Here is a 21,978-nt window from a genome sequence, read left to right on the forward strand (position 1 = left end):
GCCCCGTGAAAGGAGTCACCCGATGAAGTGCATGCTCAAACCGGTCGGCGAGCAGACGATCGTGATCACGGGCGCCACGAGCGGCATCGGCCTCGTCACCGCGCGCAAGGCGGCACGGCGCGGCGCGAAGCTGGTGCTGTTCGCGCGCAACGAGGACGCGCTGAACACGCTGTGCGAGGAAATTCGCCAGCATGGCGGCCTCGCGGTGGCGGTCGCCGGTGACGTCGGCAATGTCGAGGATCTGCAGCGCGCGGCCGCGAAGGCGGCCGATACCTATGGCGGCTTCGACACGTGGGTCAACAACGCGGGCGTGTCGATCTTCGGCACGGCGGCCGCGGTGCCGCTCGAGGATCAGCGCCGGCTGTTCGACACCAACTACTGGGGCGTCGTGCATGGCTCGCTCGTCGCGTCGGACCATTTCCGGCGCAAGAGCGATTTCCACGGCGGCGCGATCATCAACATGGGCAGCGAGGCGTCCGACGCACCGGTGCCGCTGCAAAGCGCGTACGCCGCATCGAAGCACGCGGTGAAGGGCTTCACCGATTCGCTGCGGCTCGAGCTGGAGTCGGACCATCTGCCGGTGTCCGTCACGCTGATCAAGCCGGCCGCGATCGACACGATGTTCGTGATGCACGCGAAGAACTACATGAACGTCGAGGCGAAGTTGGCGCCGCCGATCTACGACCCGAACCTCGTCGCCGACGCGATCCTGTTCGCGGCCGCGCATCCGCGCCGCACGCTGTTCGTCGGCGGCGCCGCGAAATTCACGTCGGCCAGCGCGTACCACGCGCCGCGGCTGTTCGATCGCGTCGCGGCCACGCTGTTCTCGCGCGGCCAGCGCACGGTGCGCCCCGCGCGCCCGCGCGACGATAACGCGCTGTACGAGTCGCGCCACGTGTTGCACGAGCGCGAAGGGATGGAGGGCCACGTGCTGCGCGCGTGCGCGTACAACGCGGTGGTGCAGCGGCCGAAGGTCGCGGGCGCGATCGCGCTGGGCGCGGCGGCGCTGGCTTTCGCCGCATTCGCGCGCGCGCGCCGCGCGCCGACGTCGACGTGATCACGTTCCTTTCCGTTTTTTTCATTCGAAGGAGGTTTCCATGTCATCCCGACAACATACGGGCCACGAACACAGCCACTCGCGCGCGCACGAAGGCGAGCGGGTGCAGCAGGACCACGACAAGGGCGGCCACCAGACAGGGCACGGCAAGGCGCCCAGCCCCGTCGACGTGCAGAAGGCGCTGAAGGGGATGGACTACCCGGCCAGCAAGTCGGACATCGTCGAATGCGCGGAACGCTCGCATGCGGATGCGGGCGTGCTCGAGATGCTGCGCAAGATTCCCGATCGTGAATACGGCACGCCCGCGTCGGTTTCGAAGGAACTCGGGCGGCTGATGTGAGCGCCGCCGCATCGCGCCGTGCGCGCCGTCGCGTGCACGGCGCCTCACCAGCACCGTCACCGTTACCGTCACGAGGAGGAGCACGAGCATGGCGATGATCGTCGCAGGCCGCTTCACGACGTTCGATGAAGCGGAAGGTGGGGCGCGCCACCTTTACGAGCGCGCGTTCGGCCCGGACGACGTGTCGATCTTCTTCCTGAACCCGGGCGGCCAGCACGCGCGCTTTCCGATCGGCGGCGACGTGTATGCCGATACGGCCGCGAAGCCCGGCGGGCGCGGCGCGATGCTCGGCGCGCTGCGCGGGCTGCTGATCGGCGCGATGGTCGGGTTGATCGTCTATGCGATCGGGGTGCGCTACTGGTTCGTGTCGGCCGCCGGCGCGCTCGCCGGCGCGTATCTCGGCGCGTTCGGCGGCGCGCTCGGCCGGATGCGCGGCGAGCAGGCCGAAGGCAAGGGCACGCTCGCGCACACCGAAACCGGCGTGATCCTGGCCGCGCGCGTGACGGCGACGACAGCCGCCGCCGCGGAAGACGTGCTGCGCGCGACCGGCGCGCAATCGATCGAACGCGTCGAAGGCGACTGGCAGGACGGCCAGTGGCGCGACTTCGATCCCGTGCGCCGGCCGGACGGCACCACGCAGGGCACGCCGCATTGAGCGCGTCGTTTCTGCACGCGCTTGCAATGCGGTGTGCGGCTCGGGCCCTGTAACCCTGCCCGGCCCGCTGCGCCGGTCGTGGCACGCCGTTTGCGACGTGTCGCCGACACCCGTTCAAGGAGGAACTCATGACCACGGCAAAGACCCCGCCGCCCCAGAAGCAGACCCGGCAGCCGGGCAGCGAGCGGGACATGCATCCGAAGCCGCGCGACGAGGCGGCCGATTACGTCGGCAGCGGCAAGCTGGCCGGCAAGGTCGCGCTCGTGACGGGCGGCGACAGCGGCATCGGCCGCGCGGTCGCGATCGGATTCGCGAAGGAGGGCGCGGACGTCGCGATCGTCTACCTGAACGAATCGGACGACGCCGCGCATACGAAGCGCCTGATCGAGCAGGCCGGCCGGCGCTGCGAGGCGATCGCCTGCGACATCGGCGATCGCCGCCAGGCGCGCGACGCCGTCGCGCGCACCGTCGAAAAGCTCGGCCGGCTCGACGTGCTGGTGAACAACGCGGGCGAACAGCATCCGCAACCCGGCATCGAGGACGTGACCGAGGAACAGCTCGAGCGCACGTTCCGCACCAACGTGTACGGGATGATTTTCTGCACGCAGGCGGCGCTGGCGCACATGAAGCAGGGTGGACGCATCGTCAACACCGCGTCGGTCACTGCCTATCACGGCAGCCCGAAGCTGCCCGATTACTCGGCGACCAAGGGCGCGATCGTCGCGTTCACGCGCTCGCTGTCGATCGAGCTGGCCGAGCGCGACATTCGCGTGAACGCCGTCGCGCCGGGGCCGATCTGGACACCGCTGATCCCGTCGACCTTCAGCGCCGACGAGGTCGCGAAGTTCGGCTCGAACGTGCCGCTGAAGCGGCCGGGGCAGCCGGACGAGTTGATCGGCTGCTACGTGCTGCTCGCGTCGGAAGGCGCGAGCTACATGACGGGGCAGACATTGCATCCGAACGGCGGCTCGATCGTCGGCGGCTGACTGACTCCCCACGCAAGGAGAAAGCGCATGAAGCAAACCAACTGGACCCTCGCGGCGCTCGCCGCCGGCGTGCTCGCCGTGTCGGGGCTCGCGCACGCCCAGATGCCGAGCGAGCCGCCCGCATCGAATTCGCATGTGCCGGGCGGCGTGATCAACCCGTCGTCGGGCGCCGCCACGGGCGACGCCGGCATGGCGAAGGCGCCGCAGGGCGGCGACGCGGAATTCATCGACAAGGCCGCGCTGGCCGGCAAGGCCGAGGTGCAGGCGAGCCAGCTCGCGTTGAAGCAGGCCCGGTCGGCGGACGTGCGCGCGTTCGCGAAACGCATGGTGGCCGATCACGGCAAGGCGAACGCGAAGCTCACCGAGATCGCCGGGCGCAAGGGCATGAAGCCGCAGGTCGAGCAGATCCCGGATCCGGACGTCGAGGCGCTGCGCGGCAAGAGCGGCCACGACTTCGACACCGCGTACGTCGCGGCGGCCGGCCCCGACGCGCACCGCAAGGCGGTCGCGCTGTTCGAAGGCGAGGCGCGCGACGGCAAGGACCCGCAGTTGCGCGCATTCGCGAAATCCACGCTGCCGACGCTCAAGCATCACCTGAGCATGGCGGAGGCGCTCCAACGCAAGGTGGGCGCGCAGTAACGCGCGCCCGGTTCAACCCCAGGGCCGCATTGGGCGGCCCGCTTTTTCGGAGAAGCAGTCATGGCCCAACGGCAATCGAAGCACGAAGGCATCCTCGAACTGCTCTGCCAGGCATACGAGACCGAGCTTGGCGGGGCGCAGATCTACGAGGCCGCGCTCCAGTGCGCGACCGACGCGGACCTGCACAAGGAATGGGAGAAGTACCACCGCGAGACGATGCATCACCAGGAGGTGCTGCGCAAGGTGTTCGAAACGCTCGGTCTCGATCCGGACACGCAGTCGCCGGGGCGTGCCGCGGTGGCGGCGACCGGCAAGTCGCTGGTCCAGGTGATCGAGCAGGCGAAGAAGCAGGCCGACCCGGCGGTCGCGCAGGTCGTCGCCGCGGAATGCGTGGTGCTCGCCGAAACCAAGGATCACCTGAACTGGGAGCTGATCGGCTATGCGGCCGACCAGTTGCGCGACAGCGACGCGGCGAAGGCGCTGAAGGCCGCGCACGATGAGGTCGAGGCCGACGAGGACCATCACCTGTATCACACCCGCGGCTGGGCGCGCGAGATGTGGATCGAGTCGATGGGCTTCAAGGCCGTGCTGCCGCCGCCGGAGGAAGTGAAGAAGGTGGAATCGGCGGCCGATGCGGCGCGTGCCGAACGCTCGCGCGGCAAGATGATGTAACCGCGCCGGGCCGGCTACCGGGCCGTGCCGCACGCGCGGTCGCCCGGTTGGCCGGCTTTTCTCCTCTGCTCTCCCTTTCTGCTTTCAGCGTCGACGGTTGCGCACGCAACCACCCTCAAGAACGCAACCGCCCCAATCGCCTCGTCACGCTCAGCCCAGCATGTCCACGGTCATTAGAACCACCGACGCCGCCATCAGCGCGACCGCGAGCCATCCGAACAGCTTCGACACGATCCCGCTGCGCGGCTGACCGGCCACGTCCCGCCGCTGCGACAGCAGCATCACCAGCGCGAGCATCGGCACCGCCGCGACGCCATTGAGCACCGCGCTCCAGTACAGCGCCTTGATCGGATTGACCGGACTGAAACAGATCGCGATGCCGACGATCACGCAGGCCGCCAGCACCGCATAGAACGCCGGCGCGCGCCGCACCGGCTCGTTCAGGCCTTCGCGGAACCGCCAGGCCTCCGCGCAGCCGTAGGCGGCGCTGCCCGCGAACGCGGGAATCGCGAGCAGCCCGCAGCCCACGATGCCGAACGCGAACAGGAGGAACGCCGCTTCGCCGGCAATCGGGCGCAGCGCCTCGGCGGCCTGCGCGGTCGAGGCGATGTCGTGCTTGCCGTGCGAGAAGAACACCGCCGCGCCGATCACCATGATGCAGAACGACACCGCGTTGGTCACGATCATCCCGGTCCAGGTATCGAACGTGATGCGTCGTTCGGTCTCGCGCCGCGCGCCGGGCGAGCATGCGGTGTCGCCGTTGCGGCGCTCGGCCTGGGTTTCCTCCACTTCGAGCGCGGCCTGCCACACGAACAGATACGGGCTCAGCGTCGTGCCGAGCACCGCGACCATGCTCGTCGCGTATTCGTGCGTGAACGCGACATGCGGCAGCACGATCGCGTGCAGCAGGGTGCGCCAGTCGATGTGCACGAAGCCGAGTTCGACCACGTACGCGAGCAGGCCGAGCGTCATCCATTTCAGCCAGCGCGCATAGCGCTCGTAGGACAGCAGCACCTGCAGCGCGAGCGACCCGAGGCCGTAGACGGGTGCATACCAGTAGCTGCGCCCGCCCGCGACGAGCGCGGTCGCGTCGCCCATCGCGGCGAGATCGGCGCCGACGTTCACGACGTTGACGATCACGATCATCACGATCAGGCCTTTGGCGAGCCGGTCGGAGAACTGCTTGCGGATGCCCGCGACGAGGCCTTCGCGATTGGCGCGTCCGATGAACGCCGACGCGAGCTGCACGGCCACCATCATCGGCAGCGCGACGATGATCATCCACAGCATGTGGAAGCCGAACTGGCTGCCGGCCTGCGCATAGACCGCGATGTTGCTCGGGTCGGCGTCGGACGCGCCCGCGAGCAGGCCGGGGCCGAGCCGCCGGTACCACGGCTTCGCGGCGGGCGCGGCGGCGGTAGCGGTGTCGCGCGACACGTCGTCGCCGCGCAGGTTGCTCATTCGGCGTCTCCCCGTGCGCCGTGCGTGCCGCCGCTGCCGTGCGCGAGGCGCGACGCGGTGCGCAGCGCGTCGACGAGGGTCCGGTACGCCTGCTCGCGCGAATCGGCGCCGCGCGTGCGCAGCACGTAGGACGGGTGATAGGTCGCGACGACGAGACAGCCGTCGGGCGAGCGCACGGGCTGGCGCGTGCGCTCCAGCGTCGCGTCGTTGTCCTGCAGCACGGCACGCAGCGCCGTCGCGCCGAGCGCGACGATCACGCGCGGGCCCAGCGCGGCGAGCTCGCGTTCGAGCCAGTAGCGGCACGCGGCGACCTCGCGCTGCGCGGGCGTCTTGTGCAGCCGTCGCTTGCCGCGCGGTTCCCACTTGAAGTGCTTGACCGCGTTGGTCACGTAGACGCTCGCACGCTCGATGCCGGCTTCCTCGAGCGCGCGGTCGAGCATGCGGCCCGCCGCGCCGACGAACGGGATGCCCGTGCGGTCTTCCTGGTCGCCGGGCTGCTCGCCGACCAGCATGAGGCGCGCGTGGGCGGGCCCCGCGCCCGGCACCGGCTGCGTCGCGTGTTCCCACAGCCCGCAGCGGCGGCAGGCGTCGAGCGTGGCCGGCGCGACGTCGTCGGGCGCGGCGGGCTTCGCGGGCGAGTGGCGTGTCATGCGGCGCCTCTCGCGCAGGCCGGCGCCAGGCCGGTGTCGGCGCGTGTGCAACGGTGCGTTCGCCGGCGGGCTTCAGACGGATCGAGCTCCTTGCCGGGTCGGAACAGCGGCGGTGCGCGCATCGACGGCTCCCATATCGACGATATCGACCCTGTGCAGCAACCGGCATGCCGCATGCAGGCGGCAGCGTCGATATGGGCGCGCAGTTTGCGCCGAGGGTATCTTCGATTACAGGAGAAACGCGATGCAAATCATCTGCGGCGACGATCCGGCGGCCGACGACGTGCTGCTGTGGCGCGCACCCGATAGCGTGCCGCGCCGGCTGCGCCGCGTGCTGGTCGTCGACGACTATCGCGACGCGGCCGATGCGCTGCGGTTGCTGCTCCAGGCGCGCGGCTTCGAATGCCGCGTCGCGAACGATCCGTTCGCCGTCTGCGATCTCGCACGCGAGTGGCAGCCGTTCGCGATCGTGCTCGACATCGCGATGCCGGGCCTCGACGGCCTGCAACTGGCGAAGCGACTGCGCGGCGACCCGCGCACCGCCGACATGCTGCTCATCGCGTGCAGCGCCTTCGCGTCGCGCAACGATCGCGAGCGTGCGCGGGAAGCCGGCTTCGACGCGCACTGCGCGAAGCCGCTGACGCCGCACCGGCTGCTGCGTTATCTGGACGCCGCATACGGCGGCGCGCGGCCGGACGCGGGCGTTACACGGCGTGTGTAAAAAAACCGCGACGTTACGCTGGCCCCGTCACGCGCGCGGGGCGGCGTCGGCGCGCAACGCGGCTCGCGCCGCCAGCGCCGCGAGCCCGCTGGCGGCGACGAGCAGGCCCGCGCTCAGCCCGAACGTCGCGCGATAGCCGTGCAGGTCGAACAGCACGCCGCCGGCCGTCGCACCGAGCGCGATCGCGAGCTGCACGACCGCCACCATCAGGCCGCCGCCGGCTTCCGCGTCGCGCGGCAGCGCACGGGCCAGCCACGTCCACCAGCCGACCGGCGCCGCCGTGCCGAGCAGCCCCCAGACCGCCAGCAGCGCGGCGGTCGCGCCGATCGAGTGGCCGAACGCGATCAGCGCGACGGCAACCGCTGCCATCAGGCCGGGGATGACGATCAACGTCCGGTACAGCCCGTGTTGCAGGAACGCGCCGATCAGGATCGTCCCCGCGAACCCCGCGACGCCGATCACGAGGAGCAGCACCGACAGCCCGGCGGCGCCGGCGTGTGTCACGGCTTCGAGGAACGGCCGCAAGTACGTGAACAGCGTGAACTGGCCCATGAAAAAGACGCTGACCGCCGTCATGCCGAGCGCGACCGGCGCGCTCGTCAGCAGCGCGAACGCGCGCCCGGGCGTAGCGCTGCCGTGCGCGGCGTGCATGCGCGGCAGGCTCGCCAGCTTCCAGCCGAACGCGATCGCGGCGACCGGCACGACGCAGAAGAACGCCCATCGCCAGCCGACGATGCCGCCGAGAAAACTGCCCAGCGGCGCGGCGATGACGGTCGCCAGCGCGTTGCCGCCGTTGACGATCGCCAGCGCGCGCGGAACCTGCCGCTCCGGCACGAGGCGCATCGCGGTGGCCGCCGACATCGACCAGAATCCGCCGATGGCGACGCCGATCAACGCGCGCCCGGCGATGAACGCCGGATAGCTCGGCGCAAATGCGACGACCGTGCCGGACACGATCATCAGCAGCGTCAGCGACAGCAGCACCCGCTTGCGGTCGCGCCGGCCGGCCAGCGACGAGATGAACAGGCTCGTCAGCAGCGCGAACGCGCCCGATACGGAGATCGCCTGGCCGGCCTGCCCTTCGCTGATCCGCAGGTCGTGCGCGATCGGCGTCAGCAGGCTGACCGGCATGAATTCGGACGCGACGAGCGCGAACGCGCCGAGCGCCATCGCGAGGACGGCGCCCCACGCGGCGGTGCGAACGGGCGCGGGCCCGCGATCGGAAGAGGAAACGGCTTGCATCGTGGAATCGGAATGGGTGCGGATCGGTGGTGTCCGGGATGGGCGCGTCAGTCGCAACGCGCGGCAGCCGTGCCGCGAGCGGCGATGGACGTGCGGCCGTCGGCATCGCGCGCCGCCGTCACGCGCGTGGACGCCGCGCGCGCATCGTCGACCCAGGTGCGCGGATTGGCGCGCGCCGGATTGAAGCCGGCGGCTTCGTAGCGAATCATGTCATCGCGCACCTGCTCACGCGTGAGGCCCTGCGCATGGGCGAGCAACGGAGCGGAAACGGCAAGCGCGGCGACGAAAAGGGGAAGCAGGGATTTCACGAGACGGACTCCGGGAAGCATGCGTGGAAGATTCCCGGGGCCTGGGGGCGCACGGGAGCCTGAACGCTTCGCAGTCTATCGGCCGGCGTTCGATCGATTAAGTAGCGCGGCACGCTTGGACTTATAAACTGCACCGATGAATCGACCGCGGCCGCGGCAGGCGGCACCGGGCGGTGTCGGTGCTAGGATGGGCGTCCGTTTCGACAGGAGCCGCTCGCCATGCCGCGCGAAAACCTCAACGATCTGCTCGTGTTTCTGGCCGTGGCGCGCGACCGCAGCTTCACGCGCGCGGCGGCGCGGCTCGGCGTGTCGCAATCGGCGCTGAGCCAGACGGTCCGCGATCTCGAGACGCGCCTCGGCGTGCGGCTGCTCACGCGCACGACGCGCAGCGTGTCGACCACCGAGGCGGGCGAGGAACTGTTTCAGGCCGTCGCGCCGCGCATCGACGAGATCGAGATGAAGCTCGCCGCGGTGTCCGATTTCCGGGACAAGCCGGCCGGCGTCGTACGGATCACGGCCACCGAGCATCCGATCGACACGATCATCTGGCCGAAGCTCACGCGGGTGCTGCCCGATTACCCCGACATCCGCGTCGAGCTGTCGGTCGACTACGGGCTGGCGAACATCGTCGAGGAGCGCTACGACATCGGCGTGCGCTACGGCGACCAGGTCGCGAAGGACATGATCGCGGTGCGCATCAGCCCGGACATCCGGATGGCGATGGTCGCGTCGCCGGCCTATCTCGACGGCCGCAAGCCGCCCAGGACGCCGCAGGACCTGCTCAATCACGACTGCGTGACGCTGCGGCTCGCGACCGCGAAGGGCATCTATGCGTGGGAATTGAAGAAGGGCAGGAACGAGATCCAGGCGCGCGTGAGCGGCCGCATCACCTGCAATACGCAGCCGCATATGGTGCAGGCGGCGCTCGACGGCTTCGGCATTGCGTTCGTCACCGAGGACATCGTGCTCGACCACGTGCGCAGCGGGCGGCTGCGGATCGTGATGCCGGACTGGTGCCCGGTGTTTCCCGGCTATCACGCGTACTACCCGAGCCGCCGCCAGGCATCGCGCGCGTTCTCGATCGTGATCGACGCGTTGCGGCATCGGGCATAGCGGGGTGGCGGATTGGCCGAGCCGGCGATCCCCTGGCTGGGTGGGCTTGCCCGGATCATGCACAATACGCGGCATTCGAAACAGGGAGACCGGCCCGTGGGAATCAACTTCGATTTGACAGACTTGCAGGCGTTTCGCGCGGTGGTGGAGCTGGGCAGCTTCCGGAAGGCCGCCGACGCGATCAGCATTTCGCAACCCGCGTTGAGTCGCCGGATCGACAAACTGGAGGAAGCGCTCGGCGTGCGCCTGTTCGAGCGCACCACGCGCAGCGTCACGCTGACCACCGTCGGGCGCGTGTTCGCGCCGAGCGCCGAGCAACTGCTGGACGATCTCGACGTCGCGCTGCTCGGCATCCGCGACGTGTCATCGAGCCGCCTCGGTCATGTGACGATCGCGTGCGTGCCGTCGGTAGCCTACTACTTCCTGCCCAACGTGATCGCGAGCTATCATCGCCGCTTTCCGCGCATCCGGGTCAAGCTGCTGGATGCCGGCGCGAACGAGGTGCTGAGCGCCGTGATCAGCGGCGAGGCCGATTTCGGCGTGAGCTTCATGGGCAGCCAGGAGCCCGAGATCGACTTCAAGCTGCTGCTGCAGGAGCGCTTCGTTGCCGCGTGCCGGCGCGACCATCCGCTCGCGCGCAAGAAGCGCGTGACCTGGAACGAGCTTTACGAGTACGAGTATGTGTCGGTGGACAAGACTTCCGGCAACCGCCTGCTGCTCGACCAGGCGCTGACGACCGTCGCGCCGCGTGCGCCGAGCGTGTGCGAGACGCGCCACGTGACGACTCTGCTCGGGTTGATCGAAGCCGGGCTCGGCGTCGCCGCGGTGCCGTCGATGGCGATGCCCGGACACGACCATCCGCTGCTCACGAGCGTGCCGCTCGTCGAACCGGTGGTCAAGCGCCGGGTCGGCATCGTGAAACGGCGCGGGCGCCCGCTGACGCCGGCCGCGGACGCGTTTCACCGCGCCATCGTCGACGCCAAACGTGCCGGCGCTGGCGCCGGCGCCGCACGCAGCGACGGATCGGCATGACGAATACGACAAATCCGATGAATACGGCCGGAACATCGAGGAAGACAGCATCGTGAGGTTGGCAAGACCGCTTCGTTCGCTCTACGTGCAGGTTCTGCTGGCGATGGTGCTCGGCGTGAGCGTCGGGCATTTCTGGCCGTCGGTGGGCGCGATGCTCAAGCCGCTCAGCGACGCATTCGTCGGTCTCGTGCGGATGATGATCGCGCCGATCGTGTTCTGCACGATCGTCTCCGGCATCACGTCGCTGGCGAACGGCAAGGCCATCGGGCGCACGATCGTCCGCGCGCTGCTGCTGTTCTATTTGCTGACCGCCGTCGCGCTCGCATTCGGGCTCGTCACCGCGTTCGTGCTGCGGCCCGGCGCCGGCATGCACGTCGACGTGCACCATCTCGACCCGCGCATCCTGGCGCAATATGCACCGCACGCGCAACCGCACGGGCTCGTCGAGTTCGCGTTGAGCGTGATCCCCGATACGATGCTCGGCGCGTTCCAGAAGGGCGAGGTGCTGCCCGTGCTGCTGCTGTCGCTGCTGTTCGGTTTCTCGCTGAATGCGTATCCGCAGGCCGGGCGGCCCGTGCTGGCGCTGATCGACGGCGTCGCGCAGATCGTCTTTCGCGTGCTCGCGATGGTCATGCGGCTCGCGCCGCTCGGCGCATTCGGCGCGATGGCGTTCACGGTGGGACGCTTCGGCATCGGCTCGGTCGGCTCGCTCGCGCGGCTGATGGTGGCGTTCTACGTGGCCTGCGTGCTGTTCGTCGCGCTGGTGCTGGCGCCGCTGGCACGGCTGCACGGCTTCGCGTTGTGGCGGCTGCTGCGCTACCTGCGCGAGGAGTTGCTGATCGTGCTCGCGACGTCGTCCACGGAGCCGGTGTTGCCGCGGCTGATCGTCAAGCTGGAGTCGCTCGGTTGCGACAAGGGCGTCGTCGGGCTCGTGCTGCCGGCCGGCTACTCGTTCAACCTCGACGGCACCGCGATCTATCTGACGCTCGCGGCGTTGTTCATCGCGCAGGCGTGCGACGTGCCGCTTTCCGCGCCGCAAATCGCCGCGATGCTGGCCGTGATGCTGTTGACGTCGAAGGGCGCGGCCGGCGTGTCCGGCAGCGGACTCGTCGCGCTCGTCGCGACGCTCGCGGTGATGCCCGATCTGCCCGTTGCCGGCGTCGCGCTTCTGGTGGGCATCGATCGCTTCATGTCGGAGGCGCGTGCGCTGACGAGCGTGATCAGCAACGCATGTGCGGTGATTTTTGTCTCGACGTGGGAAGGGGCATGCGATCGCGCGCGGCTCGTACGGATGCTGAACGCGGCCGGGCCCGCGGGCCCGAACGGCGCCGATGATGCCGACGCCGATGCCGCGCGCGACGGGAAGGCGGTCTGACGCACGCCTTCCGTTGGTGCGTGCTCAGTGTGCGGAGACGGAATCCAGTCCGGTCGATTTCACTTCCGACTGCACGTCGGGCGACGCGAGATAGTCGAGCAGCGCCTTCGCTTCCTTCGGATGTTGCGCGCCGACGGGGATGCCGGCGGCGAAACGCGTGACCGACTGCAGCGATTCGGGAATCTTGCCGACGAAGGTCGCGCCTTTGACCGGCAGCAGTTCGCTGACCTGCTGGAAGCCGATTTCGTAGTCGCCGTTCGCGACCACGGACGCGACCGGAATCCGCGGAACCATCTTCGCCTTCGATTTCACCTGATCCTCGATGCCGAGCTTCCTGAACAGTTCCCGCTCGATGTACACGCCGCTCGCGCTGTCCGAATAGGCAATCGACTTCGCGTGCAGCAGAACCTGCTTCAGCGCGTCGGCCGAGCTGATGTCGGGTTTCGCCGCGCCGTCGCGCACGACCATGCCGATGCGCGAATCGGCCAGCTCGACGCGCGATCCGGGGATCACCTTGCCTTGCTTGATCAAGTCGTCGAGCGCGTAGCCGACCATGATCACCGCGTCGGCAGGCTCGCCGCGCGCGAGCCGGTTCGGAATCGCTTCGGGCGACTTGCCCATCGACGGGCCGAGCGCGGTGGCGAGCGTATTGCCCGTGCTGGACGCGAACTGCGGGCCGAGCAGCTTGTAGGCGGCGGTGAAGCCGCCCGAGCTCATCACGTGCAGGTCGGCGGCCTGCACGTTCGCGCTCACCGCGGTGGTGGCGACGAGCGCGGCCGCGCACAGTTTCAGAAGCAGGTTTTTCATCGTCATGGTCATGGTGATGGTCCGGATCGTACGGAGTCGGGGCAGGTCGTTCGGCATGACGCGTCAGTGCGCGGGCGTGAGCGTCGCCGGGTGGCGGCGATACAGCGCGAACGTCGCGAGCAGCGCGCACACCGCGGCGAGGCTCATCCAGTAGCCCGGTGCGGCCTTGTCGCCGGTCATGTGAATGAGCGCGGTGGAGATGGCGGGCGTGAAGCCGCCGAACACGGCCGTCGCGAGGCTGTAGGCGAGCGAGAAGCCCGCTACGCGCACTTCGACGGGCATCACTTCCGTGAGCGCGACGACCATCGCACCGTTGTAGATCCCGTACATGAACGACAGCCACAGGAGCACGAGCAGCATGTTGACGAACGACGGCGCATGAGCGAGCAGCGACAGCGCGGGATAGGCGGTCGCGATCGCGAGCACCGTCATCCCGACGAGCAGCGGCCGGCGGCCGATGCGATCGGACAGCGCGCCGCCGATCGGCAGCCATACGAAGTTCGACAGGCCGACGCACAGCGTCACGAGCAGGCTGTCCGCGGTGCTCAGGTGCAGGACGGTCTTGCCGAAGGTCGGCGCATAGACCGTGATCAGATAGAAGCTCGTGGTGGTCATCGCGACCAGCATCATGCCGGCGACCACGATGCCCCAGTTATGCATCAGCGTGGTGAAGACTTCCTTCATGCCGGGACGATGCCGGCGGGCCTTGAATTCCTGCGTTTCCTCCAGATTGCGGCGCAGCATGAAGATGAACGGCACGATCATGCAGCCGACGAAGAACGGCACGCGCCAGCCCCACGCGGCGATGGCGGATGCGCTGAGCCATTGATTGAGCGCGAAGCCGAGGCCCGCCGCGACGACGATCGCGACCTGCTGGCTGGCGGACTGCCAGCTCGTGAAGAAGCCCTTGCGGCCGGGCGTGGCCATCTCGGCGAGATAGACCGACACGCCGCCCAGCTCGGCGCCCGCCGAAAAGCCCTGCAGCAGGCGCCCGAGCAGCACGAGCGCCGGCGCGAGCAGGCCGATCGTCGCGTAGCCCGGCACGAACGCGATCAGGATGGTGCCGCTCGCCATGATCGCCAGCGTGACGATGAGGCCCTTGCGACGGCCGACGTCGTCGATGTACGCGCCCAGCACGATTGCACCCAGCGGCCGCATCAGGAAGCCGGCGCCGAACACGGCGAACGTCATCATCAGGGACGCGAACTCGCTCGCGGCGGGAAAGAACACGGCCGCGATCTGGGTGGCGTAGAAGCCGAACAGGAAGAAGTCGAACTGCTCGAGGAAGTTGCCGGCCGTCACGCGGAATACCGCGGCGGCCTTCGAACGTCCGGTCGGAAGGCTGGGCGAGGGGTGCATCTGGGTGTCTCCAGGAAATCGGGAAAATGCGCGGGAAGCGGTCGATTGTCGTTTTCGCCATGTTCGCCCGGAGACGGGGAAACGATAAGTGCGATTTTTGGAAGGATTGATGTTGTTTGGTTATCAATGGCGCGGATCTGATCCGACAAAACCCCGGCTGCGGGGCAGGCAGCGCAAGGACGTCCGTCCGCGACCATCAACAAAAAGAACCGGCGAGGCAGGAGTGACCTCGCCGGCTGAAATGTCCCGGATCAGGAGGGGGATGCCGGGACATGAACGCACTACTCAATTGAGTGGATGTGGGCGGAAAAAATGCCGGAATTACTTCACGCTGGCCGTCGTCAGGTCAGGCGAGGAAATGGCACCCGATACCACGCTGGTCGACTTGACTCCCGGATGCGTCACTTGCGCAAGGGCCGACTGCATTTCCGGCCAGTGAAAGACTTTCCCCCACGCGAGAACCGCAACCAGGACCGTCGCCGTCGTCAGCGCGAACACTTTCCACGTGCGGCGGGATGTCGGCTTGCCGCGCTTCGCCGCAGGCCCCGCGGGCCCCAGTTGTGACGGCTGCATCGCGCTGGTGAAGCGAATGTCGTTCACGAACACCTTGCCGATTTCGTAGCGGTTGTGCGCCGGAATCTGCGGTTGCGGCTGCGCATGCACGGGTTCATTGACCGGTTTCGCCCCTTCGCCGATGCGCGGTCGAATCGGTTCGAAATCGGCGGTGACTGACGTGAGCCGCGCGGACACCTGATCGAGGAACGCGTTCACGTCCGCGTGCAAATAACCCAGCACATCGATCGAATCATCGTTCAGATGATCGGCAATCGTCGCCAGTTGTCCGGCGAACAAGCCTGGCAATTCGCACACGTCTGCTTGTTCGATGAGCATATGGTGCTTGATGAGGCCGCCGACGATCGCTGCGCAAACGCAGGTGAGGGCGCATGCCGCCTGGGCCGGCACGGCAAGCCGCTCGGCAACTTGATCGCTCAATTCCGTTGCATCGTTGCCGGTCGCGTGCGCGACGAGCGTGAAGCCCGCGTGTTCAAGCTCTTTCAATTTTCCGGTCGAATCGACCAGCGTCGCGCACTCGTCGCGAATACGCGGATTGATATTGCGCGACATGAGCGCGCCGAACACCGCGATCGTTTCATCGCGGCCTTCCGATGCGCGGGCTGCCAACGCCGCAATCAGGATCGATGCGGACGATGCAAACACCTGTTCGATGGCTTGCGGCGGCAATCCGACTTGTTGCGCGAGTTTCTGACGAACGACATCGTCGGCGCATGCGCCAAGCGCGGCTGAAAGATTGATCCGTTTCAATGGATGCTCCCGGTTGAGTTCGTTGTGATGGGTTCGTGCGTGTCCCGATTCGATGCGAGCACGGCCAGATCGTGCGCCAACGCTTCGAACACCGGAGCCCATTCCCCGTATGCGGACTGCCGATAAAGGCGGGTGTTTGGATACCACGGGCTGTCGGCTCGCTCGGTCATCCAGATCCAGTGCGGATTCACGTCGAGCAGTACCCATGTTGGAACGCCGAGCCCGCCCGCCAGATGCGCAATCGACGTGCAGACGGTGATGACCAGATCGAGGCTCGCGACGAGCGCCGCCGTATCGTCGAACGACGACAGACCGGATGTCGGATCGAGCAGCGGCAGCCCCGCGTTTTGCAGGCGCAGCACCTCGCCAGGCGCATCCATCTGCAAATTGACGAACATCACGTCGCCCACGCCCGCAAGCGCATGGACGTAATCCATCGGATCAACCGAGCGAAGCGGATTGCGCTGATGTGTCCTGCTGCCGCTCCACGCAATGCCGACACGCAATTTCCGCTCGCTGGACAGCGCGGAACGCCACTTGGCCGCGTTCGCGCGATCGGCCTTCAGATAGGGTGTGCCGGGCAGGTCGGCAAGCCGCGCACCGAGCACGCAAGGCAGGCTGCCGACCGGCAAATGAAAGTCGAATGGCGGCAGAGGGCGCTGATTGTGCGGGATGATGGTTTCGACCGCATCGCCGAGGCTGCGTGCGAAAAGCGCATGCAGCGTATCGAAACAGCAGTACACGAGCTTTCCATGTTGCTGCCGGACGTATTCGGCAAATGCCGGAACGAAACGCATGAACTGCAACGCGTCGCCGTGGCCCTGTTCACCCCACACGAAAATCGTTTTGCCGGCGAGCGGTTCACCGTTCCAAAGTGGCGCCGGAACGTTCGGGGAAACGTCGCGCAGTTCCGGCGAGCCCGCCCACCTCGCTTCGTGATTGCGCAAGCCGTTTTCATAGTCGCCGCGCAACAATTGCAGCATCGCAACGGTCCACACGATCGACGGGTTATTCGGCTCGAGGCTCAGCGCGCGCTGCGCGATTTCGAGCGCCGCGTCGAACCGGCCGTATTCGCGCAGCACGTAGGAATACGTCTGCAATGCCGTGACGTAGTCCGGGGCAAGGGCGCAAGCGCGCTCGGCCGCAACGAGGCTATCGTCGATGTTGCCGGTTTTCAGCAGCACGGATGCGAGGTTCGTCCACGCCAACGCATGGTTGGGTTCTTCCTCGATCGTCGTTTCGAGCAGCTTGCGGGCCTCGTCATGCCGGCCCAATTCCAGGTAAGCCGCCCCCCAATTGTTGCGCAGCATCGGCAACCGGGGATTCATGTCAGCGGCTTTCTCATAGGCGGCGAGCGCTTGCGAGTAGTGGCGCGCCGCGTGATTCGCGAGCCCAAGGCGGAACCAGTTGTGAGCGTCGGCAGCGAAATGCCGACACAGCTCGAGTGCGACATGGATGGCGTCTTCGACGCGACTACAACGCAGCGACGCATCGAACCAGTCGATCAGCCAGCTATCACCGAGGCTTTCCTTTAACCCCACGCGATGGAACCACGCGCATGCGTCGACATCGTCGCCCAATCGAATGGAAAGGCGCCCGCGCTCGATGAGCGCGTCGACATTCTCCGGTTCGACGTGCAGCGCCCGATCGAGCATGTCTTGCGCGTCATGAAGCCGGCCGCGCAGCAGCATCAACCGGCTGCACGCAATGAAGGCGCGCGGGGTGCCCGACTCGATTGCACGATCGGTATCGAGCAGGCGCGAGGCCCCGATCAGATCGCTGCGTGTGATCCGGGTTTCTACGTCGGAGAGCCATTTCATTGCGATGCGCTCCGCAGAATTTGCGCCGGTCGGATCTCGGCCTTTCGAGCAAGCTGACCGATGAACGTAGCGAAGGCGTCATCGTCGCGTTTGCTTTCCATCGCCTTGCGCATGGCGACACCAGCCTCCGCATACGACGGGACGACCGTATTGCGCCGCTCATCGATCCGCGCAACGATGAACCGGTCGCCGACGTGCACTGGCGCGCTCGTAAACTGGCCCGGCTGCATCGTAGCGAGTGCCTGCGCGAGCGGCAAAGGCAAGCCCTGCGTCTGGCCTTCTTTCACCGGGTTCTTGAAGCTGATCCAAGCCGTTTGCGCGTCGTTTGCGTGGCTGCGCGTCGCGACATTCGCGAACGACTCACCCTTTTCGAGCACCGCCAGCGCAAAGCGAGCGGTCGGTTCGTCGGCGAATGACATTTGACTGACCTTGTATTGGTACGGTCCGAACTGGCTGACGATTTCGTTGTAGCGCTGGCGCACTTCGTCGTCCGTGACGTGCGGAACTGACAAATGCTTTGCGATGTATAGCCGATTCTCCGTATCGACTTTCGCTTTTTGCATGGCGGCGCGCACCGGTTGTGCGTTGCCCAAACCGTCGCGCTCCGCTGCCTGACGAAGCAGTTCACGCGCGACGAGCCCCTGCAATACTTCACTGCGAGCCGAATCGGGGCGCCCGGTCATGGCTTCGTCCAGTTCGACGCGCTGCAGCGCGACGCCGTTCACTGTCGCGATAACATCATCGGAAGCCGCCGACGCGGTGGGCGTGTGCAATGTCGCTGCCATCATTGCAAGTGCCACCCAGCCTGGCACGCGCGGCGTTCGAACACTTCGCATGGTTGTTTTCCTCATGTGTTTTTTTTGTCAGGCCGCAATCGATTCGAATCCGGGCTTCACGAGCTGACCGAGCAGTTCGTCGTAACGGGCAATGAGCGGTTGGTGGGTGGCAAGGAACGGCGCAATGGCGGCACGCTGACGCTCGCGGTACGTGTCGAAAACGTCGTCGTGATGTTTGATCGCATGAACGAGCTGCTTCGCCCCCGCCTCGATATCGCTTTCCGGGTAGTAGTACCCGACGCCCTTGCAAAGGTGCGCGTTGTGCACGAGCGCATAGCCGTTCCATGCCACATCGAAATAGAAGTAGTTGAGCGCCAGGCCCCACTGATGCGACACGACGATATCCGTGTGATCGGCGAGAAACTGCGGTGTGTCGTGCCGGCCGACGAAGCTGACCTTGCCGTCGCGCACGAGGTCGAGGTAATGGGCGATGCCGATGAATTCCCGGCACGAGCGCGCCAGATGCTCGGCATTGGTCACATGGACGAACCCCATCCGCTCGCCGATTTCCCGGTACGCGCGCTCCGCGATCAAAAGCGGATTGAGGCAGAACTTCAGCACGTCGATATTGGGCTCCATGACGGAGACTCGCATCGCTGCTGCTCGCCCCGGTCGATACTCGCCTTTGGACGGCAAATCGCTCGTGCGCATGTCGAGACACATCGGGTCCCACACGAAAGGCACCGGTACGACTTGCTGGCGGCGAAGCACGCCCAGGAAGCCTGCCGTCGTTTCCATCACCTGCGGGATGACCCAAACCTGGTCATAGTTCTGATTGATGAAGACGTGATCGGTCAGGCGCCGACCGAAGATCATCGCCTCGGTCATCTGTACGTACTCGGGCCCGCAGCAGTAGCTGACGATCTTCGTGTGCTGCGATTTCAGGTACGCGGTTTGTTCGTTGCTGATCTGACCGCCCAGCTCGATCAGTACGTCGAGCGTGTCTTTCTCTTCTTCGAACGTACACGTGGGAAACTGTTCCAGATCCCAAGGCAGTGCGGAAGTGATCGGCACGTCCGTGGTGTTGACGAGCACGACATCGTGACCCAGCGGCGAATTCTGAAAGAGCTTCGCGAGATACAGCGCGTTCTGCTTGATGCCGTTGACCCACAGGCTTTCGTTCGCGTGGCGAAGCCCGATGGTGATGCCGATGCGTAATCCGCATGGAAACTTCATCTTTACCCTCCGTCGTTTTCTCAGATGAACCTGCCAATCACTCAACCATTTACTACCGCGGCAATCGCGGCGCTGTATTGCTCGACATTCGCGGGCGCAAGCGGATCGAGCGTCGCGAGAAAGTCCCGCGCTTTCGCCTTGTAGTCGCCGAGACTCGCGTCGTGTACCGCGAACGCTTCGCGAAGCGCCAACGCGCCGTCCTCGCAATCGAATCCTGCGTACCGATACCCGCAACCGCGCAACAAATCGGAGTTGTGGATAAGCGGGTAGCCACCGTGCAGCGCTTCGTAATAGACGTAGTTCTGCGCGTTTTCCCACGTGTGCGACACGATCGCATCGGCTTGACGCGTAAGAATTTCGTGGACGGGCAAACGCGGCTCGAACGTCGCGCGACCCTGCACAACCAGATCGAGACTGCGGGCGAAGCCCACGAATTGCGCATCGCTTTTCAGTTGAATCGTGTTGAACACCCGGAGGTATTCGATGAGATCCGGCTGTTGACGGTGTGCGAGGTCGGCCACCAGCATCGGAATGTGCGACGTCTTGACCATGCATATATTCGGTTCGAGCACGGCGATACGCCAGCGCGATCGGCCCGCTTGATATCCGAATCCGCCGTTTGCCGCGCGCTCCACGAAAAGCGGGCTCCAAAGATGCTGCATCGCCGTGACGGGCGCGCGCAAAGCCGTTTCGTAGTAGCTGGCGCACGTCTTCTCGAATGCCGGCAGCGTCCAGATTGCGCTGTACGGCGTGCCCGAGACGAGCATCCCGTGAGGCAACGCGAACATCATTCGCTCGATATCGATCACGTAGTCGTTCGCGACGCGCATGCCGATGACGCGACCGCCTTTCTCACGGAAAGCGCGGGCCCAGTCGGGATTGAGTTGCGCGCTCAGTTCGATAATCACGTCGAGCTTCTGTCGCGCCGTGTCGAGATCGATCACCGGCACCGGTGCAAATTCGAGAAATTGCGCGGCGGATGCGGGATCTCCGTCGCCGCCGTTCACGAGATACACGGATTCGATGTTCGGCGCATGCTTGAGCAGCATCGCGAGAAAATAGCAGTTCTGAAAGATGCCGTTTTCCCAGATCGATTGTTGCCCCTTGCGCAGGTAAATCGTCACACCGACGTTCAGCTTGTTCATGCGGCGACTCCCGGTGCAATGCGATCCCGCGCGTTTTTCCCGGTCAAGGCGAGCAGGCGGCGCGCGTACACGGAACAGTTCGCGGTGGCACGTGGCGCGAGCGACACGAGAAAGCTGCGCGCACGCTGTGTGTAGTATTTGTGCTCGGTGTCGTGGCGCTGAACGGCGCGCAGCAGTTGCACCGCCCCCGCTTCGATATCGGATTCCGGGTAAAAATAACCGAGGCTCGACAGCCATGGCGAGTTATGGATGAGGGGATAACCACCGTACAGCGCATCGAGATACAGGATGTTCTGATCGTTCTGCCATTGGTGCGCTATCAGAGCGTCCGCGTTCTGGCTCATGAAGCCGGCGAAATCGTGGCGGCCATCCAGCCGCACACGCTCGGCGCGGCTCAAATCCATCGAATTCAGGAGAAACGAGAACGACGCGTGCTCGCGCATTTGTACGCTGTTGAGCACGTGCAATCCTCGTACCGCGTGCTGGTCTGCGCGAAATGCTGCCTCACCGATAAGCATCGGTATCACGCAGCATTTCACGACCGAGATATTGGGCTCGAATACGGCGAAGCGCAGGCCACGCGGGCCGGTTTCGCCACGAGCCGAGCGGGATTCGTACCCGAAGCGCAGTCCGGCCTGCTCGATGGCCTGAATGCGCTGTTCGATAAACGTGCTGTCCCAGAGAAACGGCACTTCGTACACGGGGCAACGGTGCAGGGTGCGCAGCATCGGCATGAGCGTGCGATCCTTGCCCAAAATCCAGATTTCATCGCAGCGATTCGCGCGCGAGAAATATCCGCTGCGCTGAAATACGCTTGGCTCGACAAGACCGACGTAAGGCTGGCCACAGCAGAAGAACACGACTTTCTTGCCTTGCGCTCGCGCGTAGTCGAGCCATTCGACGTCGAGCCCGCCGCCCATTTCGAAGATCACGTCGGGCGGCTCCGGAAGATCGCGTGGCGCGACGAGCGGAACGTCGCCGGCCAGTGCCATGGCTTCCGGCGGCAAGGATTGCTGGTCGCCGCAGTTCAGAAGCACGATATCCGCCACGAAAGGCAACGCGCGCAATAGCTGCACAAAATAGAAGATGTTCTGACCTAGCCCGTTTTCCCATATGGACTGACCCGCGTGCGTGAGTACGGAAATTCCAATCTTCATGTTTTGGTTCTCAGGGTTTCGTGCTGTTGAACAACGACTCAACACATCCAATTATCGACAGGGCGGAACGGCGAAATACGGGAAAATGGGTCAGGCTAAGTCAG

The 21,978-nt window shown here is 66.1% G+C and carries 22 protein-coding genes; 10 read left to right on the top strand and 12 right to left on the bottom strand.

Annotated elements, in window-relative coordinates:
* The first annotated feature begins 22 nt into the window (after positions 1 to 22).
* The 6 genes from SB786_RS17485 to SB786_RS17510 all read left to right on the top strand — a co-directional run bounded on the left by SB786_RS17485 (position 23) and on the right by SB786_RS17510 (position 4,349).
* Entirely contained in the window at positions 23 to 1,057 is a 1,035-nt protein-coding gene (locus SB786_RS17485; RefSeq protein ID WP_410728519.1) for an SDR family oxidoreductase, read from the top strand.
* Between the two features lie 40 nt (positions 1,058 to 1,097).
* The gene (locus SB786_RS17490; protein ID WP_410728520.1) at positions 1,098 to 1,397 is read left to right on the top strand and encodes a DUF2795 domain-containing protein; all 300 of its coding nucleotides are present in this window, start codon (positions 1,098 to 1,100) and stop codon (positions 1,395 to 1,397) included.
* 88 nt (positions 1,398 to 1,485) lie between these two features.
* The gene (locus SB786_RS17495; RefSeq protein ID WP_410728521.1) at positions 1,486 to 2,052 is read left to right on the top strand and encodes a hypothetical protein; all 567 of its coding nucleotides are present in this window, start codon (positions 1,486 to 1,488) and stop codon (positions 2,050 to 2,052) included.
* Between the two features lie 128 nt (positions 2,053 to 2,180).
* Positions 2,181 to 3,038, top strand: a complete 858-nt coding sequence (locus tag SB786_RS17500) for an SDR family oxidoreductase (protein ID WP_410728522.1) — start codon at positions 2,181 to 2,183, stop codon at positions 3,036 to 3,038.
* A 27-nt stretch (positions 3,039 to 3,065) separates the two neighbouring features.
* On the top strand, positions 3,066 to 3,677 hold the full coding sequence (locus SB786_RS17505) for a DUF4142 domain-containing protein (RefSeq protein WP_410728523.1): 612 nt from the start codon (positions 3,066 to 3,068) through the stop codon (positions 3,675 to 3,677).
* A gap of 60 nt (positions 3,678 to 3,737) precedes the next feature.
* The gene (locus SB786_RS17510; protein WP_410728524.1) at positions 3,738 to 4,349 is read left to right on the top strand and encodes a hypothetical protein; all 612 of its coding nucleotides are present in this window, start codon (positions 3,738 to 3,740) and stop codon (positions 4,347 to 4,349) included.
* Between the two features lie 150 nt (positions 4,350 to 4,499).
* Here SB786_RS17510 and SB786_RS17515 read toward each other — a convergent pair whose 3' ends face one another.
* Complete coding sequence (locus SB786_RS17515; protein ID WP_410728525.1) at positions 4,500 to 5,810, bottom strand: NRAMP family divalent metal transporter; 1,311 nt, start codon at positions 5,808 to 5,810, stop codon at positions 4,500 to 4,502.
* On the bottom strand, positions 5,807 to 6,460 hold the full coding sequence (locus tag SB786_RS17520; RefSeq protein WP_410728526.1) for a UdgX family uracil-DNA binding protein: 654 nt from the start codon (positions 6,458 to 6,460) through the stop codon (positions 5,807 to 5,809). The genes SB786_RS17515 and SB786_RS17520 overlap by 4 nt, the downstream gene beginning before the upstream one ends.
* A 244-nt stretch (positions 6,461 to 6,704) precedes the next feature.
* On the opposite strand from SB786_RS17520, the gene SB786_RS17525 reads away from it, so the two are divergent.
* Positions 6,705 to 7,181, top strand: a complete 477-nt coding sequence (locus SB786_RS17525) for a response regulator (protein ID WP_410728527.1) — start codon at positions 6,705 to 6,707, stop codon at positions 7,179 to 7,181.
* 27 nt (positions 7,182 to 7,208) lie between these two features.
* Here the strand turns inward: SB786_RS17525 and SB786_RS17530 are convergent, their stop codons facing one another.
* Positions 7,209 to 8,423, bottom strand: a complete 1,215-nt coding sequence (locus SB786_RS17530; protein WP_410728528.1) for an MFS transporter — start codon at positions 8,421 to 8,423, stop codon at positions 7,209 to 7,211.
* A 47-nt stretch (positions 8,424 to 8,470) separates the two neighbouring features.
* The gene (locus SB786_RS17535) at positions 8,471 to 8,731 is read right to left on the bottom strand and encodes a DUF4148 domain-containing protein (protein WP_410728529.1); all 261 of its coding nucleotides are present in this window, start codon (positions 8,729 to 8,731) and stop codon (positions 8,471 to 8,473) included.
* A gap of 219 nt (positions 8,732 to 8,950) precedes the next feature.
* Here SB786_RS17535 and SB786_RS17540 point away from each other — a divergent pair, with 219 nt between their 5' ends.
* The 3 genes from SB786_RS17540 (at position 8,951) to dctA (ending at position 12,251) form a co-directional block, all read left to right on the top strand.
* Positions 8,951 to 9,844 carry a LysR family transcriptional regulator gene (locus SB786_RS17540; protein ID WP_410728530.1) on the top strand — a complete coding sequence of 298 codons (894 nt, stop codon included), beginning with the start codon at positions 8,951 to 8,953 and terminating at the stop codon, positions 9,842 to 9,844.
* Positions 9,845 to 9,940: 96 nt separating this feature from the next.
* A complete protein-coding gene (locus SB786_RS17545; protein ID WP_410728531.1) occupies positions 9,941 to 10,876 on the top strand; it encodes a LysR family transcriptional regulator in 936 nt (311 codons plus the stop codon).
* Between the two features lie 52 nt (positions 10,877 to 10,928).
* Positions 10,929 to 12,251 (top strand): C4-dicarboxylate transporter DctA, encoded by a 1,323-nt coding sequence (gene dctA / locus SB786_RS17550; protein WP_410728532.1) that lies wholly within the window; start codon positions 10,929 to 10,931, stop codon positions 12,249 to 12,251.
* A 24-nt stretch (positions 12,252 to 12,275) separates the two neighbouring features.
* Here the strand turns inward: dctA and SB786_RS17555 are convergent, their stop codons facing one another.
* The 8 genes from SB786_RS17555 to SB786_RS17590 all read right to left on the bottom strand — a co-directional run bounded on the left by SB786_RS17555 (position 12,276) and on the right by SB786_RS17590 (position 21,874).
* Positions 12,276 to 13,058, bottom strand: a complete 783-nt coding sequence (locus SB786_RS17555) for a substrate-binding domain-containing protein (protein WP_410728533.1) — start codon at positions 13,056 to 13,058, stop codon at positions 12,276 to 12,278.
* Between the two features lie 63 nt (positions 13,059 to 13,121).
* The gene (locus SB786_RS17560; RefSeq protein ID WP_410728534.1) at positions 13,122 to 14,417 is read right to left on the bottom strand and encodes an MFS transporter; all 1,296 of its coding nucleotides are present in this window, start codon (positions 14,415 to 14,417) and stop codon (positions 13,122 to 13,124) included.
* 321 nt (positions 14,418 to 14,738) lie between these two features.
* A complete protein-coding gene (locus SB786_RS17565) occupies positions 14,739 to 15,740 on the bottom strand; it encodes a DUF937 domain-containing protein (RefSeq protein WP_410728535.1) in 1,002 nt (333 codons plus the stop codon).
* A complete protein-coding gene (locus SB786_RS17570) occupies positions 15,737 to 17,560 on the bottom strand; it encodes a tetratricopeptide repeat protein (protein WP_410728536.1) in 1,824 nt (607 codons plus the stop codon). Before SB786_RS17570 ends, SB786_RS17565 begins: the two co-directional genes overlap by 4 nt.
* Positions 17,557 to 18,411 carry a peptidyl-prolyl cis-trans isomerase gene (locus tag SB786_RS17575; RefSeq protein WP_410728537.1) on the bottom strand — a complete coding sequence of 285 codons (855 nt, stop codon included), beginning with the start codon at positions 18,409 to 18,411 and terminating at the stop codon, positions 17,557 to 17,559. The genes SB786_RS17570 and SB786_RS17575 overlap by 4 nt, the downstream gene beginning before the upstream one ends.
* 12 nt (positions 18,412 to 18,423) lie before the next feature.
* Positions 18,424 to 19,572: a DUF2827 domain-containing protein gene (locus SB786_RS17580; RefSeq protein ID WP_410728538.1), complete on the bottom strand. Its 1,149-nt coding sequence runs from the start codon at positions 19,570 to 19,572 to the stop codon at positions 18,424 to 18,426.
* Positions 19,573 to 19,613: 41 nt separating this feature from the next.
* Positions 19,614 to 20,717, bottom strand: a complete 1,104-nt coding sequence (locus tag SB786_RS17585; RefSeq protein WP_410728539.1) for a DUF2827 domain-containing protein — start codon at positions 20,715 to 20,717, stop codon at positions 19,614 to 19,616.
* The gene (locus SB786_RS17590) at positions 20,714 to 21,874 is read right to left on the bottom strand and encodes a DUF2827 family protein (RefSeq protein ID WP_410728540.1); all 1,161 of its coding nucleotides are present in this window, start codon (positions 21,872 to 21,874) and stop codon (positions 20,714 to 20,716) included. Before SB786_RS17590 ends, SB786_RS17585 begins: the two co-directional genes overlap by 4 nt.
* Between the last annotated feature and the right edge of the window lie 104 nt (positions 21,875 to 21,978).

Origin of the sequence: Burkholderia sp. SIMBA_062 (assembly GCF_046534765.1) — a bacterium.
GTDB lineage: Bacteria > Pseudomonadota > Gammaproteobacteria > Burkholderiales > Burkholderiaceae > Burkholderia > Burkholderia ambifaria.

Excerpts from the sequence above, each read along its gene's own strand:
- SB786_RS17510 (WP_410728524.1), top strand. The coding sequence starts at position 3,738 with ATGGCCCAACGGCAATCGAAGCACGAAGGCATCCTCGAACTGCTCTGC.
- SB786_RS17495 (WP_410728521.1), top strand. The coding sequence starts at position 1,486 with ATGGCGATGATCGTCGCAGGCCGCTTCACGACGTTCGATGAAGCGGAA.
- SB786_RS17500 (WP_410728522.1), top strand. The coding sequence starts at position 2,181 with ATGACCACGGCAAAGACCCCGCCGCCCCAGAAGCAGACCCGGCAGCCG.
- SB786_RS17520 (WP_410728526.1), bottom strand. The coding sequence starts at position 6,460 with ATGACACGCCACTCGCCCGCGAAGCCCGCCGCGCCCGACGACGTCGCG.
- SB786_RS17490 (WP_410728520.1), top strand. The coding sequence starts at position 1,098 with ATGTCATCCCGACAACATACGGGCCACGAACACAGCCACTCGCGCGCG.
- SB786_RS17485 (WP_410728519.1), top strand. The coding sequence starts at position 23 with ATGAAGTGCATGCTCAAACCGGTCGGCGAGCAGACGATCGTGATCACG.
- SB786_RS17580 (WP_410728538.1), bottom strand. The coding sequence starts at position 19,572 with ATGAAGTTTCCATGCGGATTACGCATCGGCATCACCATCGGGCTTCGC.
- SB786_RS17540 (WP_410728530.1), top strand. The coding sequence starts at position 8,951 with ATGCCGCGCGAAAACCTCAACGATCTGCTCGTGTTTCTGGCCGTGGCG.
- SB786_RS17555 (WP_410728533.1), bottom strand. The coding sequence starts at position 13,058 with ATGAAAAACCTGCTTCTGAAACTGTGCGCGGCCGCGCTCGTCGCCACC.
- SB786_RS17505 (WP_410728523.1), top strand. The coding sequence starts at position 3,066 with ATGAAGCAAACCAACTGGACCCTCGCGGCGCTCGCCGCCGGCGTGCTC.
- SB786_RS17590 (WP_410728540.1), bottom strand. The coding sequence starts at position 21,874 with ATGAAGATTGGAATTTCCGTACTCACGCACGCGGGTCAGTCCATATGG.
- SB786_RS17570 (WP_410728536.1), bottom strand. The coding sequence starts at position 17,560 with ATGAAATGGCTCTCCGACGTAGAAACCCGGATCACACGCAGCGATCTG.
- SB786_RS17525 (WP_410728527.1), top strand. The coding sequence starts at position 6,705 with ATGCAAATCATCTGCGGCGACGATCCGGCGGCCGACGACGTGCTGCTG.
- SB786_RS17585 (WP_410728539.1), bottom strand. The coding sequence starts at position 20,717 with ATGAACAAGCTGAACGTCGGTGTGACGATTTACCTGCGCAAGGGGCAA.
- SB786_RS17560 (WP_410728534.1), bottom strand. The coding sequence starts at position 14,417 with ATGCACCCCTCGCCCAGCCTTCCGACCGGACGTTCGAAGGCCGCCGCG.
- SB786_RS17530 (WP_410728528.1), bottom strand. The coding sequence starts at position 8,423 with ATGCAAGCCGTTTCCTCTTCCGATCGCGGGCCCGCGCCCGTTCGCACC.
- SB786_RS17515 (WP_410728525.1), bottom strand. The coding sequence starts at position 5,810 with ATGAGCAACCTGCGCGGCGACGACGTGTCGCGCGACACCGCTACCGCC.
- SB786_RS17575 (WP_410728537.1), bottom strand. The coding sequence starts at position 18,411 with ATGAGGAAAACAACCATGCGAAGTGTTCGAACGCCGCGCGTGCCAGGC.